The sequence below is a fragment of the Pseudomonas sp. S2_F03 genome (assembly GCF_054668335.1).
The window spans coordinates 4,038,193-4,055,788 of record NZ_CP162759.1; the positions used below are offsets into that span (position 1 = coordinate 4,038,193).

Sequence of the window (17,596 nt, forward strand, 5' to 3'; positions counted from 1 at the left end):
CGCTTTGATGATGGATTTGTGACTCGGTCAGCGCTGGGCCACCAGATTTTCCGCCCCGCGCTCACGCACCCAGAACAGCGTCGCCCCGGCCACGGCGGCCGGCATCATCAAAATGTTCACCACAGGGATCAGCAGCACCAGATACACGCTGCCGCCGAAACTCATGCTCTGCCAGCGCTTCTGCCGCAGCCAGGCGAGCATTTCATTCCAGCCGAGTTTGTGGTTATCCGCCGGGTAGTCGATGTACTGGATCGCCATCATCCACACCCCGAACAGTAGCCACAGCGGTGCTGCAATGATGTTCACCACCGGGATGAAGGACAGGATAAACAGCCCGATTGCCCGTGGCAGGAAGTAGCCGAGTTTGCGCATTTCCCGGGAGAGGGTGCGCGGGATCATTGCGATCAGTTCGCCCCAGCTGAAAGTCGGGAAGTCGTCGGTGCCACGCACCACCACTTCGACTTTCTCCGCAAGGAAGCCATTGAACGGCGCGGCGATGACGTTGGCGAGCATGGTGAAGGTGAAGAACACCATCAACACCACCAGCACCACAAAAATCGGCCAGAGGATGTAGCTGAGAAAACTCAGCCAGTCGGGCAGGGTCGGCATCAGCGTATCGACCCACAGACTGAACTGATGGCCGGCCAGATAAATCAATCCGACGAACAGCACCAGGTTGATTGCCAGCGGCAACAAGACAAACAAACGCAGGCTGGGGCTCAGGACCAGCTTGAGGCCTTCGCGCAGGTATTGCGGGCCGGACAGGGCGGGTGCGGGCATAACGTGCTCCGGGCAGAGGGAAACGCGCCGACCTTACCGGCTTTGTCGGAAGGGGGAAAGCGCGGTCGCTGAATCGACATTCACTGTAACAAAGACGTTTATATAGTCGCTGCGGTGGGATAGAGACCACCTATGAGCTGGATTGTTAAACCGTATTTCCTTAATCTTCGCCCCCTCGATACGCTGCACCCAATCTTTTTGCAGGACTGTCGAACTCAAGCCTTCCCCAAGGTAACCACGGTCCTTTTTTTATTCCCGCCGGCAACCCGGCGTTCCGCGCCTGATGTTCAGGGCCGGTCAACAGGAGCAGGTCATGTCTGAAGTCCGTCATTCGCGAGTGATTATTCTCGGTTCCGGCCCTGCCGGTTACAGCGCTGCGGTCTACGCCGCCCGTGCCAACCTCAAGCCACTGCTGATCACCGGCATGCAGGCCGGTGGTCAACTGACCACCACCACCGAAGTCGACAACTGGCCGGGCGACGTCCACGGCCTGACCGGCCCGGCGCTGATGGAGCGCATGAAAGAACACGCCGAGCGCTTTGAGACCGAGATCGTTTTCGATCACATCAATGCCGTGGACTTTGCTTCCAAGCCTTACACCCTGATCGGCGACAGCGCCAAGTACACCTGCGACGCCCTGATCATCGCCACCGGTGCCAGCGCTCGCTACCTGGGCCTGCCATCCGAAGAAGCGTTCATGGGCAAAGGCGTTTCGGCCTGCGCGACCTGCGATGGTTTCTTCTATCGCAACAAGCCGGTGGCTGTGGTCGGCGGTGGCAACACCGCGGTTGAAGAAGCGCTGTACCTGGCCAACATCGCCAGCACAGTGACCCTGATCCACCGTCGTGAAACCTTCCGCGCCGAGAAGATCCTGATCGACAAGCTCAATGCCCGGGTTGCCGAAGGCAAGATCATCCTGAAGCTGAACGCGAACCTGGACGAAGTACTGGGCGACAACATGGGCGTCACCGGTGCACGCCTGAAGAACAACGATGGCAGCTTCGACGAACTGACAGTCGACGGCGTGTTCATCGCCATCGGCCATACCCCGAACACCTCGTTGTTCGAAGGTCAGCTGACGTTGAAAGACGGCTACCTGGTGGTGCAAGGCGGCCGTGAAGGCAACGCAACAGCGACCAGCATCGAAGGTATCTTCGCCGCCGGTGACGTGGCTGACCACGTTTACCGTCAGGCCATCACCTCGGCCGGCGCTGGCTGCATGGCCGCTCTGGACACCGAGCGTTACCTGGACGACCTGCAGAACGCCAAGTTCTGAGATCGTTGAAATGAAAAAACCGGCTTCGCAGCCGGTTTTTTTATGCCCGCGATTCAGTGACCAATCAAAGAACCTGTAGGAGTGAGCCTGCTCGCGATAGCAGTTAATCATTCAGCATTGATGTTGACTGACACTCCGCCATCGCGAGCAAGCTCGCTCCCACAGGGATTTTGGGTTCAGGCCAATTTGTTCAGGCACGCTTCAAGAATATCCAGGCCTTCCTCCAGCACCGCCGCTTCGGTGGTCAATGGCGCCAACAGTCGAATGATATGGCGCGACTTGCCGCTGGGCATCAGCAGCAAACCGGCGTCTCGCGCCAACGCCAGCAGTTGCGTCAACTGGGCGGGTGCCGGTGTGCCATCGGCATGAGCCAGTTCAATTCCGCGCATCGCGCCAACACCGGTCAAACGACCCAGATACGGTGAAAATTTGCTGTCGCACCAAGCTTTGTAGCGGCTGACAATCGCTTCTTCCTGCTGCGCCCCCCAGGCTTGCAACTGTGTGTCGGTCATCTCATCCAGGGTCGCCAGCGCGGCGGCGCAGGCGATGGGGTTTCCCGAATAGGTGCCGCCCAGTCCGCCCTTGGGCAAGGTGTCGAGCAATGCCTTGCGCCCAACCACCGCACCCAGTGGTACGCCACCGGCGATGCTTTTGCCCAGCAGAATCAGGTCCGGTTCGATGCCCAGCCGCGAGAACGCAAAACGCTGGCCGGTGCGACCAAAGCCTGACTGGATTTCGTCGGCGATCAGCACAATGCCTTTTTCATCACACAACCGTCGCAGCGACTGGGCGAACTCCACGTCCATCGCCAGGAAGCCCGCTTCGCCCTGTACCGGTTCAACGATAAAACACGCCACGTCATCAATGTCGATTTCGACGCTGAACAGGCGGTCCATGGCCTTCAAGGCTTCGGCGCAGGTCACGCCGTTGTCCTGGCTCGGGAAGGGCAGGTGATACACCGGCCCCGGCAATACGCCGACTTTCTGTTTGTAGGGCGCGACCTTGCCGTTGAGGTTCAGGGTGGCCAGCGTGCGGCCGTGGAAGGCGCCGTCGAACGCGATCACGGCGGTGCGGCCGGTGGCGCCGCGAACGATCTTCAGGGCGTTTTCCGCCGCTTCCGCGCCGCTGTTGGTGAGCATGCCGCTGACCGGATAGTCCACGGGAATGAACGCAGTCAGGCGATCCATCAGTTTGATGTAAGGCACATGCGGTGCTGCGTTGAAGGCGTAGTGGGTCAGCCGGGTGGCTTGCTCGCGAATGGCGTCGACGATGCGCGGGTGGCAATGGCCGAGGTTGAGTACGCCGATGCCGCCGACGAAGTCGATGTAGCGTTTGCCATCGGTGTCCCAGACCTCGGCATTTTTGCCGTGGCTGAGCGTGACAGGATGAACGATGTTGATCGACCGGCTGATGGATTCGCTGCTCATGGATGACCGACTCTGAAGAAGGGATGCTTCTTTTTATCTAAGCCGTGAGCAGCGCTGCCCGGCAAACGAAATAAAGTTGCCGGGTCAATCTTAAAAGTCGGGATGTGTTGTGGCTCTTGTAGGAGCGCGGCTTGCCGGCGATGGCGTCTCTGTGATCGCCATCGCGAGCAAGCTTGCTCCTACAGAAAAGCGTTTAGCGGCGAGTGAGCGGCTGTTGAGTGAACTTCACCCCGGCCAGCCCATGGGCAATCAATGCGCGGATATTGCCGTGATCACTGCCATCAGGCGTTGCGACCACCGAACGGTAATGCTCGCCGAACGCCAGCAGCGCTTCTTCATCGCTCAGACCTTCCAGCAGCGCCAGACCCAGGGTCTTGCACGAACCTTCATTCTGACCGGCCGCGTTTTCCACACCACCGTTGTTGAAAGCCTGCGGTTGATAGTCGTAACCGGCGGCGATGAACGCCAGGGTGTCGGCAAAAACGTGTTCGCCGCTCTTGAGGCTGGCGCGCAGGGTGTTCAAATCACTCATTGGGTTTTCCTTTGGCAAACGCCGCCTGTTGTTCGGCGTTGGCTTCTTGCTGGTATCGGGCTTTCCATTCGGCGTACGGCATGCCGTAGACCACTTCGCGGGCGTCATCGAGGCTGACGTCGATCTGGCGTTCGTCGGCGGCGGCCTTGTACCACTTGGACAGGCAGTTGCGGCAGAAACCGGAGAGGTTCATCAGGTCGATGTTCTGTACATCCTTGCGGCTGTCCAGATGGGCCACCAGCCGGCGAAAGGCGGCGGCTTCAAGTTCCAGGCGTTGTTGATCGTTCATGGCGAGCTCTGTCGGTCAAATCGTGGCGCGGATGATAAAAGTCTGACGGCCAATGCGCCAGACGCACTCAGCGGCTCGCCGCCAGGGTAATCGACACTGATTCGGCGAATCGCAGTGCATGAGGCTTGTCGACTTCAACCTCGGCGTACAGCACCGATTCGTTGGTCATTACCAGGTCCAGCAGTTCCTGGGTGAGCCGTTCGAGCAAGGCGAAACGATTGCCCTCCACGTGGGCAATGATCGCCTTGGTGATGGTGCGGTAGTTCAGCGCGTGATCGATATCGTTGTCGCGCACCGCTTCCTGGGCCGCATACAGGATGGTCAGGTTGATCAACACATCCTGCTTGTTGAGGATTTCATCCTCGTTGATTCCGATGTAGGTCCGCAGGCACAGGTCCTTGACCCGGATGCGCGCCATACCTGGTTGAAGTTGTGGCATTACGACTTGCTCCGTCCAATCAATTGCAGGAACTCCTGGCGGGTATTGCTCGACTCGCGGAAGGCGCCGAGCATCACTGAGGTGTTCATGGTCGAATTCTGTTTCTCGACGCCGCGCATCATCATGCACATGTGTCGCGCTTCGATGACCACCGCAACACCGGCGGCATTGGTCACCTGTTGTACTGCTTCGGCGATTTGCCGGGTAAGGTTTTCCTGGATTTGCAGGCGCCGGGCAAACATGTCCACCAGTCGCGCAATTTTCGACAGGCCCAACACCTTGCCCGTAGGAATATAAGCCACATGGGCCTTGCCGATGAAGGGCAGCATGTGATGCTCGCAGAGCGAGTACAACTCGATGTTGTCGACGATGACCATTTCATCATTGTCGGAGGCGAACAGCGCCCCGTTGACGATTTCTTCGACACTTTGTTCGTAGCCATGGCAGAGGTAGCGCATGGCTTTTGCCGCACGCGCCGGCGTGTCGATCAGGCCTTCGCGATCCGGGTTTTCACCGAGACCGATGAGGATCTCGCGATAGCTCTGGGACAGGGATAACGTCATGAAATATCCTCGCGAGGCCTCTTATTTGATGTGCCGTCCGCCGTTGACGGTCAGGGTGGTGCCGGTGACATACGGGTTGTCGAGCAAGTAGCGCAGGCTCTGGTAGATCACTTCGCTGCCGGGCTCAATGCCCAGGACGGATTTGGCCAGCGCCTTGGCGCGATAGGCCGCGTCGTCCTCGGGATTGAACATTAGCAGGGCGGGGGCGATACCGTTGACCTTGATTGTCGGCGCATATTTCGCGGCGAAGGACAGGGTAAGGCTGTCGAGCCCGGCTTTGCTGGCGCAGTAACCGATGTGCTTGCTACTGCCCTTGCGGGTCACGTCATCGCTGATGTGCACAATGTCTGCCGGAGTTGAGCGTTGCAGCAAGTCGGCACAGTGCAGGTTGATCAGGTAGGGCGCAAGCATGTGCACGCTGAACATGCGGCTGAAGGCTTCGGCCTCGGTGTCCGGCGTTTCGGCCAGCCATTCGGAAGCATTGTGGACAATCGCCCGCAGGCTGTCGGTATGGGTTTTCAGGTCGCTGATGAACGCGAGGATCCCGGCTTCAGTGGAGAAGTCGGCAAACACCGCGATGGCGCCCAGATCACGCAATGCCTGGACACCGGGGCGCTCACTGCGGTAGCTGAAGATCACCCGATGGCCGTCTTCAATCAAACGCTGCGCACAATGCAGGCCGACACGCTGGCCGGCACCGGTGATGAGGATTGGGGCTGCGGAAGGGGTCATGAACGGCTCGCGTCGCGGTAAGAGCAAAACTATACCAGCGACGGGAGGCATGCACCTATTGTGGTAGTGAGCTTAGCGGTTTTGCGTGGACGGCTGGGCGGGCAACGGCCGTGTCGGTGTGGTGTTCAGCCAGTTGGCCAACAGGCGGGTCGACAAGGGAATGAAGAAGTAGACCATCAACGGCGTCAGGCACAACGTACTGATGAAAACCCGCGGCAGCAGGCTCAGTTCGCTCAACAAAGGCCCCAGTACAAAGTTGAACAACAAGGACACCGGAAAGAATGCCAACCAGATCGCCGCTGCCTGTTTCCAGCGTGGCGGGCGCTGACCGACCGCGCCGAACCAGCCTTCAATGCCGCTGACCCGATGCTCGGTTGGATGGGCGAACAAATCGCTGCCACGGCCTAGCCATGCAGTACGCGAGGCGGAATGCTCCCAGGTGTGCAGGGTCTGCTCATCGGCAAAGCGGAAGATAATCTGGAACTCGTCATCACCGGCTGGCGGAGCGAGCACGCCCGAGCCGAGATAACCGGGAAAATCGGTGGCCAGTTGTTCGCCTTCGCGCAGCCAGGCAATCAGGTCCTGATAACGGCCATCGGCGACGCGACGCGCCACCATCAGCGTGACGGGGGAGGTAGACATTTTGTATCTCCGTAGGGCATTTGCGTTACACCGGATAGGCGTTTCGCCAGGCGCAGCACCAGGGTGTCGGACTGCGTCTTGAGACAAGCAAGGATTATTCCTGAATCTGACCAATACACCAGAGACTTTCATGGTTTGCATGTGTTGAACATGGAGGGGGTAATGGAGTTAGAATGGGATCCAATTTTGCGCGCCGGACGTACATCATCCAATGCCTGTCCTGACTGACGCTCCTCCTGCCACTGAGGCAGATCCTTCCATCAATCGCGAAGAGCTGTTTCCCATTCGTGAGGTGGCGCGCCTGACGGGCATAAATCCCGTCACGCTGCGGGCATGGGAACGACGTTATGGCCTGATTCAGCCCACCCGCACCGAAAGTGGGCATCGGCTGTACTCGATGGTCGATGTCGAGAGGGTTCGCAGCATCCTTGGCTGGATTGACCGCGGTGTCGCGGTCAGCAAGGTTGGCAAGATTCTGGCCAGGACCGAACCTCCCAAGGCACTGGCGCAGTTCATCCCCAAGGAAGTCGTTCAGGCCGATTACGCCCATTGGCAGCAACAGGTCCAAGCGGCGGTGAGTTCCTTTGATGATGTTCAACTGGATCAAGTCTACGGGCAGATTTTTTCCACCTACTCCCAGGCAGTCGTTTTTCAGGACATTCTGATGCCGCTCTGGAAGTTGTTGTTACAACGCCAGGATCAATTCGGTTGCACCAGCGAATGGCTGTTTTTTGATGGGTTTCTGCGAGTTCGCGTATTGCAACGTTTGCTGCTGATGCGTAACGCGCAACCCCGGCGGGTGATCGTCAGTGCATTAGCAGGTCAGTGCCGAGAACTAGAGTTGTTGGTGGCCGCTCTGTTCGTGAGCAGTAATGAAATGGGGGTTCGGCTGCTGACGATTGGTCAGCCATTCGATGAGTTGCCGCTGGTATGCCAGCAGCTAAAACCGCAAGCGCTGGTGCTTTTTTCCAATCACGTGCCTTCAACTGATCTGCCACGACGGCTCAATCGTCTGGCGATGAGCCTGGATTGCCAGTTGTTTCTTGCCGGGGATACGTCGGAACTGGCTCAGGAAAGCCTGGCCGGTTCGTCGATTGGCTGTCTGGGTAATGAAGGCGCGGTGATGCGCCAGCGTCTGAAACAGTTCCTGGCGGGCAACCTCGATACCTGAGATTCAGACATGCAACGCAGGGTGTGTCAGGCGATGCTGCTGAAGGATGAACTGGCGCAGGCGCTCTGTTTCATCTTTGTCGGACTGGCCCAGTTCATAGGCATAGAAACCGTGCTCGGTTTCACGCTCAAACGTGCCGCGCAACGCAATCCGTTCATAGCCTGAGGGGCTGAACCACAGGGCGAAGTGCTTGGGTGGTTTGGTCTTGTTGCGAACTTCCAGCAAAACCCCTTTGCAAGAGACTTCGTGCACATACATCGTGCCGGGCTGGCCTTTGGCATTCTCCAGCGCCACCGGCTCATCGAGCACCAGGCGCCAGGGTCGGACCATCGGCCCGTCTTCGTAAATGCTTGGTACACCCAAACGCAAATGCAGCGCATGAAACTCGTCTTCCACCAGGTGCAGCGGAAAGGTCATTTGCTGATTTTCGAAATTGGCCTGGATGGTGACTTGCTCATGAGCCGCGAGGCGCGTGAGCAAATCACGGATTTGTGAACCACCATTAACGAGCAAGCTCGACGTCGCATCCCGCACATTGAGTTGCGGGTTGTGTTGCATGGTCTGGATGAAGTCCAGTTCATCCTGGGTCAGGAGTGCGTCACGTTGCATGGCTTGCTCGAAAGAATTAGTTACAAAGGCATTGGTGATTGTAGTTAATGACCACTAATTCGCGGTTTTGTTTGCGCCGTTCGTCGCTTTCAGCGCAGCAAGTTCGGCGAGTGCCTCGGCCAGCTGTGTTTCCAGCTGTGCAACACGCTGCTGCGCTTTGACTTGAATCGTGACGTCTTTTTGCACCCCGACAAAATAAACCTGCCCATTGCCCGGATCTTTCACCGTCGAAAGCGACAGTTCGTTCCAGAAGGGCGTGCCGTCCTTGCGGTAGTTCCTGAGGATTTCCCGGCAGGAGCCTTTCGTGCTCAGCGCCTCGCGAATGGTTGGAAGCGCTTGCTGATCCCGATCGCCTGACTGCAGGAAACGGCAATCCTGGTAGAGGATCTCTTCGCTGGTGTACCCCGTCAGGTGTTCGAACGCCGGGTTGACGTAAATCAGGATGTTGTCCTGGTCGCCTTCCTTTTCTGCAATCACGATGCCGTCGTTGGAAGCGTTGATTGCCATTTGCAGCAGTTGAGCATTGATCATCGGAGAATCCTTTCCGGTTTGATTGAGCCTGCATTCTAAAAGAACAATACAGGTCGTGCTGTTAATATCCGGTCTTTCACTCAGTTTCAGGATCAGATTGATGAAAGTCGCCATCCTTTCCGGCTCGGTCTACGGCACGGCTGAAGAAGTCGCCCGTCACGCCGCGAATATTTTGAAAGCCGCCGGTTTCGAAACCCTGCACAACCCGCGTGCGTCACTGGCCGATGTCCTGGCTTTCGAACCGCAAGCGTTTCTGGCGGTGACCTCGACCACCGGCATGGGTGAATTGCCGGACAACCTGCAACCGTTGTATTCGATGATTCGCGATCAATTGCCCGCAGCATGGCGCGGTCTGCCGGGCGCGGTCATCGGCCTGGGCGATGCGAGCTATGGCGACACCTTCTGCGGCGGCGGCGAGCAGATGCGTGAATTGTTCAGTGAACTGGGGCTGCGCGAAGTGCTGCCGATGCTACGTCTGGACGCCAGCGAAACGGTGACCCCGGAAACCGACGCCGAGCCGTGGCTGGCGGAATTGGTCAGCGTTCTGCAGTGAAAACGAGGCCCGTCAGGGTTCTGGCGAAATCGCCGAATCTGTTGCTACACGGTTACCAGCGTCGGTCCTTTGACATGGATCCAAGCTCATTGCGTCACTGACTCGCACGGCCATCAAGCTGGCTGCCAATGCAACTACACGAAGCCCGGGGGCTGACTAGACTGGTGTAACGACAGCACAACAATAAGAACAGGAGGTCTTGCCGTGAATGTTGCCCCCGTCCAGTCGCCCCACAGTGTCAGAGATAAGGTCAGCGCCGCCGAATGGCAAACCCGCGTCGATCTGGCCGCCTGTTATCGTTTGGTCGCCGCCCATGGCTGGGACGACCTGATCTTTACGCACATCTCGGCCAAGGTGCCGGGCACTGAAGACTTTCTGATCAACCCGTTTGGACTGATGTTCCATGAGATCACTGCATCAAGTCTGGTGAAGGTCGATCAAGCCGGCAACAAACTGATGGACAGTCCTTACGAGATCAATCCGGCCGGTTACACCATTCACAGCGCCGTGCATGAAGTTCGCCACGATGTGGTCTGCGTGCTGCACACCCACACGGCAGCCGGCGTGGCGGTGTCGGCGCAGAAGCAGGGCATTTTGCCGATCAGTCAGCAGTCCCTGTTTGTGCTGTCCAGCCTGGCTTATCACGCTTATGAAGGCGTTGCGCTGAACCATGAAGAGAAAGCGCGCCTGCAAGCCGACCTCGGTGAAAACAATTTCCTGATGCTGCACAACCACGGTCTGCTGACCTGTGGCAGCACCATCGCCGACACGTTCCTGATGATGTTTACCTTCCAGCGCGCCTGCGATATCCAGGTGCTGGCACAAAACGGCGGTGCCGAATTGATCGCCATCGAACCGCAGATTCTGGCGGGTGCCAAGGCGATGATTGCCGGTGTTACCAAAAGTGCTCAAGGGATGGGTGGCGCGCTGGCCTGGCCGGCGCTGCTACGCAAACTCGATCAACAAGACCCGGGTTATAAACTCTAATGCCACTCGCCGAGATCCCCCTGTGTGTCTGGCGCAAACGCGGCCAGACGTTCATCTTTCGTGGTCAGACTATCCGCTACTGGACGGCGGGGCAGGGTGAGCCGCTGTTGCTCATTCATGGCTTCCCGACCGCCAGTTGGGACTGGCATTACCTCTGGCAGCCACTGGCGCAGCGCTATCGGGTGATTGCGTGCGACATGCTCGGCTTTGGCGACTCGTCCAAACCGGTGGATCACGAATACAGCCTGCTCCAACAGGCCGACTTGCAGCAGGCATTGCTGGCGCATTTGAGCGTTACGCAGCCCGTGCATGTGTTGGCCCACGACTATGGCGACAGCGTGGCGCAGGAACTGTTGGCCCGGCATTACGAAACCGGCATTCACATTGCCAGTTGTGTGTTCCTCAATGGCGGCCTGTTTCCCGAAACCCATCGCCCGCTGCTGGCGCAAAAACTGTTGCTCAGCCCTTTGGGCTGGATGATTGGCCGCGCGTTCACGCGAGATGCGCTGGTGAAGAGTTTTCGGCAGATTTTCGGGCGGATGACCCGGCCAACTGAAAGTGAAATGGATGACTTCTGGAGCTTGGTCGAGAGCAATCACGGCCCGCGGATCATGCACAAGCTTATCGCCTATATTCCAGAGCGGCGTGTCCAGCGCGAGCGTTGGGTCGCGGCCATGCAACGCGGTGAAGTACCGCTGCGCGTCATTGATGGCGAGGTCGATCCGATTTCCGGCGCGCACATGGTCACACGCTATCGGGAGCTGATCCCCAATCCGGACACGGTCCTGCTGGCCGAGATTGGCCATTACCCGCAGACCGAGGCGCCGACGCAAGTGCTCAAGCATTACCTTGAGTTTCGCGATCGGCTGATTTTGCCGCCGCGCAGGGTCGCGTGGTCCTGATTATCCCCCTGCCTTATCGAGCACCATTCAGCCTCACCCCTGTTTATTGTGACCAGCAGCGCCGTGCCTGACACTCGGACTCATTGTCCCCTTGGCCTGCTGGAGTTTTCCAATGAATGAGTCTGTGCGCTTCGAAGATAAAGTCGTGATCGTTACCGGCGCTGGCGGCGGCTTGGGCCGGGCACACGCGCTGCTGTTTGCCAAACAGGGCGCCAAAGTGCTGGTCAACGATCTCGGCGGTTCGGCGCAAGGGGAAGGCGCCAATGCGTCGGCGGCAGACCGCGTGGTTGCCGAAATTCGCGAGGCGGGCGGCACCGCCGAAGCCAACCATGACTCCGTTACCGACGGCGACAAAATCGTCCAGCACGCGCTCGACGTTTTTGGCCGTATCGATGTGGTGGTCAACAATGCCGGGATCCTGCGCGACAAGACCTTCCACAAAATGGACGACGCCGACTGGGACCTGGTTTACCGCGTCCACGTCGAAGGCGCCTACAAAGTCACCCGCGCCGCCTGGCCGCACATGCGCGAGCAAAACTATGGCCGCGTGATCTTCACTGCGTCGACCTCGGGCATCTACGGCAACTTCGGCCAGTCCAACTACGGCATGGCCAAACTCGGCCTGTACGGCCTGACGCGAACCCTCGCCATCGAAGGTCGCAAGAACAACATCCTCGTCAACGCCATCGCGCCTACCGGCGGCACGCGGATGACCGAAGGCCTGATCCCGCCACAAGTGTTCGAGCAACTCAAACCGGAATTGGTCAGCCCGTTGGTGGTGTACCTGGCCAGCGAGAACTGCCAGGAAACCTCAGGGCTGTTTGAAGTCGGTGGCGGCTGGATGGGCAAGGTGCGCTGGGAGCGCAGCCTGGGCGCCGGGTTTGATCCGCGTGCGGGTTTCTCGCCGGAAGATGTGGCGGCGCACTGGCAGCAGATTTGTGATTTTGAAGGGGCGGCGCATCCGAAGGACAATATTGAGGCGCTGAAGGAAATGATGGGGAATTTGCAGAAGTATTCGCTTTAATTCGTGGAGCCACCAAGCTCAGGCTTGGTGGCTGAATCGCTTGTTAAGAGTATTTATTTTCGGTCATAAATTTTGGGGTCTTCCAGTTAGGTCCCTTAACGGTTTTTCCATTTTTGTCGCTAATCAGTACGCCATTGCTGAAAAGCGAGTTGTAAGTGTTTACCAGTTCGCCGTTTAAAACTATCTCCTGACGGTGGCGACTATACATTCTGTCGACGTCTTGGGCAGATCTGAAAAGTGCGAAAAACGAAACTACATCTTCTACCGATTCGTTTTTGATGATTTGTTCGATAGTGTTCATCATTCGAAACTCCTCATGTCTTTTTCGTACTCTCTTTGGTCTTGTTCATTCATTGCTGCAATTGCTTCTTCGTTATACAAAAGTGACAGTTCGCTTCCTAGCTTGTAGTCCTCAAGAGTAGCCGTATGTGCATTGTTCCATATTTGAGACTCGTCGGAAGGGGATGCGCTGTCGCTATATCCGAATGCCCTGTAACGATCTAGTTCTCGTATCTCATGAGTGTAGTAGCGCAGATCCGTGTCAGTGATTTTCCCGTGTTGACTCAGGATTTTTCTAGACGTCGAACCATTATGTCATTGGCGTCCGACTGGTCGAGACGTGCGATATGTAATTTCACTGCATCAATTCCGGATTGGGTGATGACCGCTGTGCGCCAATCCAGATCGAGTATTGGACCTCCGGACTGCTCTGGGTTAAAAAATCGCCCGCTGTATTTACCCTTAACATGCGCCCCCGCGTAAGGACTGCTAAACACGACATAAAGCGGCGCTATCCCCGAGTCGTCGGGAAACACGATGATGAACCTGTCCCAGCCCTCCACCAAGATCGGATTCAGATCCAGACGCCCTTCAATGGGTACGATGGGAGCTCCGGAGTATGCCGGAGTCTCAGTTTGAACAATCGGTTGCTCGGTCGAACTGTTCCCCGGCGTAATGACGGGTGTCCAGGTCAGGAAATCCGTTGGCGAATCTGGCAGTGCGGTCTCGTAGACGTCATTCAGCAAATCGTAATTTGCGTGCAGCACCGGAACGCCAGAGCGAATGTGGAAGTCGTCGGTTGTGGCGACGAACACTTCAGTGCCTGAGCCGAGTGACCTGATGCCCAACCCCACGGGTAAATCCAGTGTCCCCCGTCGATCCGCAATTTCGCGTAGCGTCTGTGAGGATTCCGACGTCAACTCTGCAAGTGGAACACTCATGGTGAAGCGCTCCCCGTTGCCTAGGCGCGAAGGCATCAGCAGAACCGCGAAACCGACCAATACCGGGCTTAGCAGTGCGCCACCGCGGCTGTTACAGCCGTTACTCCTGAGCGCAGCGCAGTGACAATCGCGAAAGAAGTTACAGGAGTGAGACGGATGATGGTCGAGGCGAACGAGAATGCCGGGCCGGATGCCGCAATCGCGCCTGAGGCAGGATAAACATGATGGACTTCTGGCGTAGGCGCCGGGTCCTCATTTTGTTGTTGTTCGGTCTCCGTCTGCACTTCCAGAAGCGCCTGTTGCCGATGGTGCTCCTGTGCCTGCTTTTCCTTTTGCTCTTGTATCTTCAATGTTGCGAGTTGAGCTTGCCGTTGCGCCACGGCAGTAGCGGTATCAATGACTTTCCAGCGAATCTCCTGGCTCTGCCTTTCTGTTTCTAGTTGCTTTTGTATCTGCTCGATTCGTTGCTCCATTTCATCTTGTAGACGAGCCTGTTCGGCTGCGAAATGCTCTGCGGCAGCTTGTGCATTTGCTTGCGCCTCGGCCAACGCTGTTATCAATGTTGCGATTCGTGCATTTTCTTGAGCCTGGGCCTGCTCCTTAAGTTGCGCGGCGCGCGCCTTATCGGCAGCCTTTCTAGCTTGCTCGATAGCTAACTGTTCGGTTTCCGCCAGTGCTGCAAGCCGAGCCTGTTCGCGCAACCAGACTTGTTCTTGTTCCCGACGTGCTGCATCAGCTATTGCTTTCAGGCGTTGCTGTTCGGCTACGATCCTGGTGCTTTCGGCAGCTACTCGTTGGGCTTCTGCCGCCGCCGCTTGCGTTTGGTCATTAGCTTGTACTGCAGCCAGCCAATTAAGTACCTGCACGTGTTGCTGGTTCAGTATCTGAATGGATTGCGCGAGTAGCCTGGCCTCGTATGCAGCAGCGTATGAGGCCGCCCAGGTGTTCATTGCAATACCGCTGGGCATGACCCGTTGTTCCATGGTAGTTGCTTTTTGATAGAACTCAACCAAGTTTCGGCCTAACGGATCACCGCCATAAAACTGATTGGCGAGATTGGTTTTTTGATGGAGGTCAGTGGTCTTTCGATGCAGAAGAGTGTTACGAACACCTAGTTCACGAATGATCGCGTCTACTGGAGAAAGAGGTTGATTGGAGAACTCCAGTCTTGTGGTGGCGAGTTCATGTTCGATGGTTTGTGGTAGTTGATGAGCGCGGGTTTGATGTGCTTGTTCAATCGACTTTTTGGTGGTTTCTATTTTATCTGAGTTCGCAATTACAATATGTTGGGGGTTGTGAGGGCCAAACGTGCCGCTGTGGGGAATGACTGATGAAGTAGCAGGGACGATGCGCATGTGTAAAGGGGCAATTGCAGTCGTGTGAACAGCTTCGGTCAACTCCCATGTTGGGGGTTTTTGCATATTCATATCCTTTTGAATGTGCTTGTTGAATGGGGGATTGATGGGGTGGTGAAAATATTCGGTTTGTACTGATTTCTGTTTGTCGGCTTACGGTCGACTTGTTTTAAGTTACAGCAAAACTTTGGTGCATGATTCTGATTGGGCTGTAAGTAAGTGTGTGTGAGATTGAGTGAAGTTTCGGCAGGCTAAAGCAAGCGAGTCGGAATACTTCTGTACAAGAAGAAATTTCCCATGTGGTTTTCGGATGTTTCTCGTAGAACAGGACGATCGGCTTTTCAACAGACATAAAAAAGGCCGCTGCAAACGCAGCGGCCAAATAAGACGTTGGATCAGGAGCTACAAAACAACGTCTGTGTACACAGGGCGATCAATCGATAAGCATCGATTCATCTGGATTCGGCTTCAGCGGGTTGCCCCTGAAAGCCCGGAAAGAATAAGCCCCTGACCTAAAAGGAAAAATAGCGATTCGCGACATGCAGTGTTGCAGCCCCAGCAACAGTCCCGGATTTTCATGGCGGCTACGAGGTCGCATGCATCTGACTGATAACCCACCATCCAGCCCATCCATACCCCGCGCAAACCCGCGTCCCTGCGGGTCATTCATCCTTTAGAGGTACATCCCGAATACCTCTTTGGTGCGCTTATCGCTCTCGGGTTGCGGCAGTAGGGTGGGGCCTTCTGTCACTCACCGGGGAAGACGCATGACAAAAACAACAATGCGCGCCATCTTCACGCCGCAAGCGCTGGCCGCTGCGGTGGCCTTGGGTTGCTGTGCCCAGGCGCAGGCTGTTTCATTCAACATTGGAGAGATCGAGGGGACGTTTGACTCCTCGCTGTCCATCGGCGCGAGTTGGGGCATGCGCGATGCCGACAAGTCTTTGGTCGGCACCGTGAACGGCGGGACCGGGCAGTCATCGACCGGTGATGACGGGCGGCTGAACTTCAGCAAGGGTGAAACCTTTTCCAAAATCTTCAAAGGGATTCACGACCTCGAACTGAAATACGGCGACACCGGTGTGTTCGTTCGCGGCAAGTACTGGTACGACTTCGAACTGGAAGATGAAGACCGCGACTTCAAGCCGATCAGCAACAAGGGTCGCAAGGAAGGCGCCAAGTCTTCCGGCGGGCAAATCCTCGACGCCTTCGTTTATCACAACTACAACATTGTCGACCGCCCAGGCAGCGTGCGCGCCGGCAAGCAAGTGGTCAGCTGGGGGAAAGTACCTTCATCGGCAACTCGATCAACAGCATCAACCCGATCGACGTCTCTGCGTTTCGTCGTCCGGGCGCCGAGATCAAGGAAGGCCTGATCCCGGTAAACATGTTGTACGTTTCCCAAGGCCTGACGGATCAGCCTCGGTGGAAGGTTTCTACCAACTGGAGTGGGACCAGACCGTTCTCGACAACTGCGGCACGTTCTTCGCTGTCGACGTGGCGGCCGATGGTTGCAACAACAATTACACCGTCGGCAATCCCGCGATTGCCCCGTTGGCACCGCTGGCCGCTGCGTTCGGCCAACCGATTCTGGTGACTCGCGAAGGCGTGGTCGTTCCCCGTGGCGGCGACCGCGATGCGCGGGATTCCGGGCAGTGGGGTACGGCATTGCGCTGGCTCGGTGATGACACCGAGTACGGCCTGTATTTCATGAACTACCACAGCCGCTCACCGACGGTGGGCACCGTCACCGCAGGCGCATCGACACTGGCCAGCCTGCCGGGCATGGTCGCCGCCGCCAACCGGCTGGCACCTGGCAGCGGCTCGGGGCTGGCGCAAAGTGTGATGCTGGGACGCGGTCAGTATTACCTCGATTATCCGGAGGACATTCGTCTTTATGGCGCGAGTTTCTCCACCACGTTGTCCACCGGTACCGCGTGGAGTGGCGAGATCAGCTATCGCCCGAACGCGCCCGTACAGGTCAACACCAACGACCTGACACTGGCGATGCTCAACCCGATTGCCGGTGGTCTGGCATCGCCGATCGTCTCGACGCCCGGTGCCGACAACAAAGGCTACCGTCGCAAGGAAGTCACGCAAATCCAGAGCTCGCTGACGCAGTTCTTCGATCAGGTACTGGGGGCTCAGCGGCTCACCGTGGTCGGCGAAGCGGCGGTGGTTCATGTCGGTGGCCTGGAGGGACGCAGTCACTTGCGTTACGGCCGTGATTCGGTCTACGGGCAATACGGTTTTGGTGGCGAAACTGACGGGTTTGTCACTTCGACCTCCTGGGGCTACCGCGCGCGGGCAATCCTTGATTACGCCGACGTGTTCGCCGGGATCAACCTCAAACCCAACCTGTCCTGGTCGCACGATGTCGCCGGCTACGGCCCCAACGGGCTGTTCAACGAAGGCGCCAAGGCGGTCAGCGTCGGTGTCGATGCCGACTACCGCAACACCTATACCGCGAGCCTGAGCTACACCGACTTTTTTGGTGGTGACTTCAACGTCCTCGAAGACCGCGACTTCGTGGCGCTGAGCTTCGGCGTGAACTTCTGATCTGG

The 17,596-nt window shown here is 57.3% G+C and carries 19 protein-coding genes and 1 pseudogene; 7 read left to right on the top strand and 13 right to left on the bottom strand.

Annotated features, from left to right (window positions below; all coding sequences use genetic code 11):
- Nucleotides 1–27: 27 nt before the first annotated feature.
- Nucleotides 28–780 carry a sulfate transporter CysZ gene (gene cysZ, locus AB4N76_RS18840; RefSeq protein WP_077430868.1) on the bottom strand — a complete coding sequence of 251 codons (753 nt, stop codon included), beginning with the start codon at nt 778–780 and terminating at the stop codon, nt 28–30.
- A 313-nt stretch (nt 781–1,093) separates the two neighbouring features.
- On the opposite strand from cysZ, the gene trxB reads away from it, so the two are divergent.
- The gene (gene trxB / locus AB4N76_RS18845; RefSeq protein ID WP_046026789.1) at nt 1,094–2,056 is read left to right on the top strand and encodes a thioredoxin-disulfide reductase; all 963 of its coding nucleotides are present in this window, start codon (nt 1,094–1,096) and stop codon (nt 2,054–2,056) included.
- Nucleotides 2,057–2,232: 176 nt separating this feature from the next.
- Here trxB and AB4N76_RS18850 read toward each other — a convergent pair whose 3' ends face one another.
- The 7 genes from AB4N76_RS18850 to AB4N76_RS18880 all read right to left on the bottom strand — a co-directional run bounded on the left by AB4N76_RS18850 (nt 2,233) and on the right by AB4N76_RS18880 (nt 6,680).
- On the bottom strand, nt 2,233–3,483 hold the full coding sequence (locus AB4N76_RS18850) for a 2-aminoadipate transaminase (protein WP_046026788.1): 1,251 nt from the start codon (nt 3,481–3,483) through the stop codon (nt 2,233–2,235).
- Nucleotides 3,484–3,676: 193 nt separating this feature from the next.
- Nucleotides 3,677–4,015, bottom strand: coding sequence for a HopJ type III effector protein (locus AB4N76_RS18855; protein ID WP_007944631.1), 339 nt, complete (start codon nt 4,013–4,015; stop codon nt 3,677–3,679).
- A complete protein-coding gene (locus tag AB4N76_RS18860) occupies nt 4,008–4,304 on the bottom strand; it encodes a DUF1244 domain-containing protein (RefSeq protein ID WP_046026787.1) in 297 nt (98 codons plus the stop codon). Before AB4N76_RS18860 ends, AB4N76_RS18855 begins: the two co-directional genes overlap by 8 nt.
- A gap of 67 nt (nt 4,305–4,371) precedes the next feature.
- Complete coding sequence (folX, locus tag AB4N76_RS18865; RefSeq protein ID WP_046026786.1) at nt 4,372–4,743, bottom strand: dihydroneopterin triphosphate 2'-epimerase; 372 nt, start codon at nt 4,741–4,743, stop codon at nt 4,372–4,374.
- Nucleotides 4,743–5,306: a GTP cyclohydrolase I FolE gene (folE, locus tag AB4N76_RS18870; protein ID WP_046026785.1), complete on the bottom strand. Its 564-nt coding sequence runs from the start codon at nt 5,304–5,306 to the stop codon at nt 4,743–4,745. The genes folX and folE overlap by 1 nt, the downstream gene beginning before the upstream one ends.
- A gap of 21 nt (nt 5,307–5,327) precedes the next feature.
- Nucleotides 5,328–6,038 (bottom strand): dihydromonapterin reductase, encoded by a 711-nt coding sequence (folM, locus tag AB4N76_RS18875; RefSeq protein WP_046026784.1) that lies wholly within the window; start codon nt 6,036–6,038, stop codon nt 5,328–5,330.
- A gap of 72 nt (nt 6,039–6,110) precedes the next feature.
- On the bottom strand, nt 6,111–6,680 hold the full coding sequence (locus tag AB4N76_RS18880; RefSeq protein ID WP_046026783.1) for an antibiotic biosynthesis monooxygenase: 570 nt from the start codon (nt 6,678–6,680) through the stop codon (nt 6,111–6,113).
- 211 nt (nt 6,681–6,891) lie between these two features.
- On the opposite strand from AB4N76_RS18880, the gene AB4N76_RS18885 reads away from it, so the two are divergent.
- Nucleotides 6,892–7,851, top strand: a complete 960-nt coding sequence (locus AB4N76_RS18885) for a MerR family transcriptional regulator (RefSeq protein ID WP_046026782.1) — start codon at nt 6,892–6,894, stop codon at nt 7,849–7,851.
- A gap of 3 nt (nt 7,852–7,854) precedes the next feature.
- Here the strand turns inward: AB4N76_RS18885 and AB4N76_RS18890 are convergent, their stop codons facing one another.
- Entirely contained in the window at nt 7,855–8,460 is a 606-nt protein-coding gene (locus AB4N76_RS18890) for a hypothetical protein (RefSeq protein WP_046026781.1), read from the bottom strand.
- Between the two features lie 54 nt (nt 8,461–8,514).
- A complete protein-coding gene (locus AB4N76_RS18895; protein ID WP_046026780.1) occupies nt 8,515–8,991 on the bottom strand; it encodes a PAS domain-containing protein in 477 nt (158 codons plus the stop codon).
- Between the two features lie 100 nt (nt 8,992–9,091).
- Between AB4N76_RS18895 and AB4N76_RS18900 the strand changes: the two genes are divergently transcribed.
- The 4 genes from AB4N76_RS18900 to AB4N76_RS18915 all read left to right on the top strand — a co-directional run bounded on the left by AB4N76_RS18900 (nt 9,092) and on the right by AB4N76_RS18915 (nt 12,457).
- Nucleotides 9,092–9,544: a flavodoxin gene (locus tag AB4N76_RS18900; protein ID WP_460163377.1), complete on the top strand. Its 453-nt coding sequence runs from the start codon at nt 9,092–9,094 to the stop codon at nt 9,542–9,544.
- A gap of 204 nt (nt 9,545–9,748) precedes the next feature.
- Nucleotides 9,749–10,531, top strand: a complete 783-nt coding sequence (locus tag AB4N76_RS18905) for a class II aldolase/adducin family protein (RefSeq protein ID WP_046026778.1) — start codon at nt 9,749–9,751, stop codon at nt 10,529–10,531.
- A complete protein-coding gene (locus AB4N76_RS18910; RefSeq protein WP_460163378.1) occupies nt 10,531–11,433 on the top strand; it encodes an alpha/beta fold hydrolase in 903 nt (300 codons plus the stop codon). The genes AB4N76_RS18905 and AB4N76_RS18910 overlap by 1 nt, the downstream gene beginning before the upstream one ends.
- Before the next feature lie 112 nt (nt 11,434–11,545).
- The gene (locus AB4N76_RS18915) at nt 11,546–12,457 is read left to right on the top strand and encodes an SDR family oxidoreductase (protein WP_460163379.1); all 912 of its coding nucleotides are present in this window, start codon (nt 11,546–11,548) and stop codon (nt 12,455–12,457) included.
- A 43-nt stretch (nt 12,458–12,500) separates the two neighbouring features.
- On the opposite strand, the gene AB4N76_RS18920 is transcribed toward AB4N76_RS18915, so the two are convergent.
- The 3 genes from AB4N76_RS18920 to AB4N76_RS18930 all read right to left on the bottom strand — a co-directional run bounded on the left by AB4N76_RS18920 (nt 12,501) and on the right by AB4N76_RS18930 (nt 15,104).
- Nucleotides 12,501–12,761 (bottom strand): immunity protein, encoded by a 261-nt coding sequence (locus tag AB4N76_RS18920; RefSeq protein ID WP_258667765.1) that lies wholly within the window; start codon nt 12,759–12,761, stop codon nt 12,501–12,503.
- A gap of 259 nt (nt 12,762–13,020) precedes the next feature.
- Nucleotides 13,021–13,677, bottom strand: a complete 657-nt coding sequence (locus AB4N76_RS18925) for an S-type pyocin domain-containing protein (protein ID WP_460163380.1) — start codon at nt 13,675–13,677, stop codon at nt 13,021–13,023.
- Between the two features lie 68 nt (nt 13,678–13,745).
- On the bottom strand, nt 13,746–15,104 hold the full coding sequence (locus AB4N76_RS18930; RefSeq protein WP_460163381.1) for a hypothetical protein: 1,359 nt from the start codon (nt 15,102–15,104) through the stop codon (nt 13,746–13,748).
- A 695-nt stretch (nt 15,105–15,799) separates the two neighbouring features.
- Here AB4N76_RS18930 and AB4N76_RS18935 point away from each other — a divergent pair.
- A pseudogene (locus tag AB4N76_RS18935) lies at nt 15,800–17,591 on the top strand (DUF1302 domain-containing protein).
- The last annotated feature ends 5 nt before the right edge of the window (nt 17,592–17,596 follow it).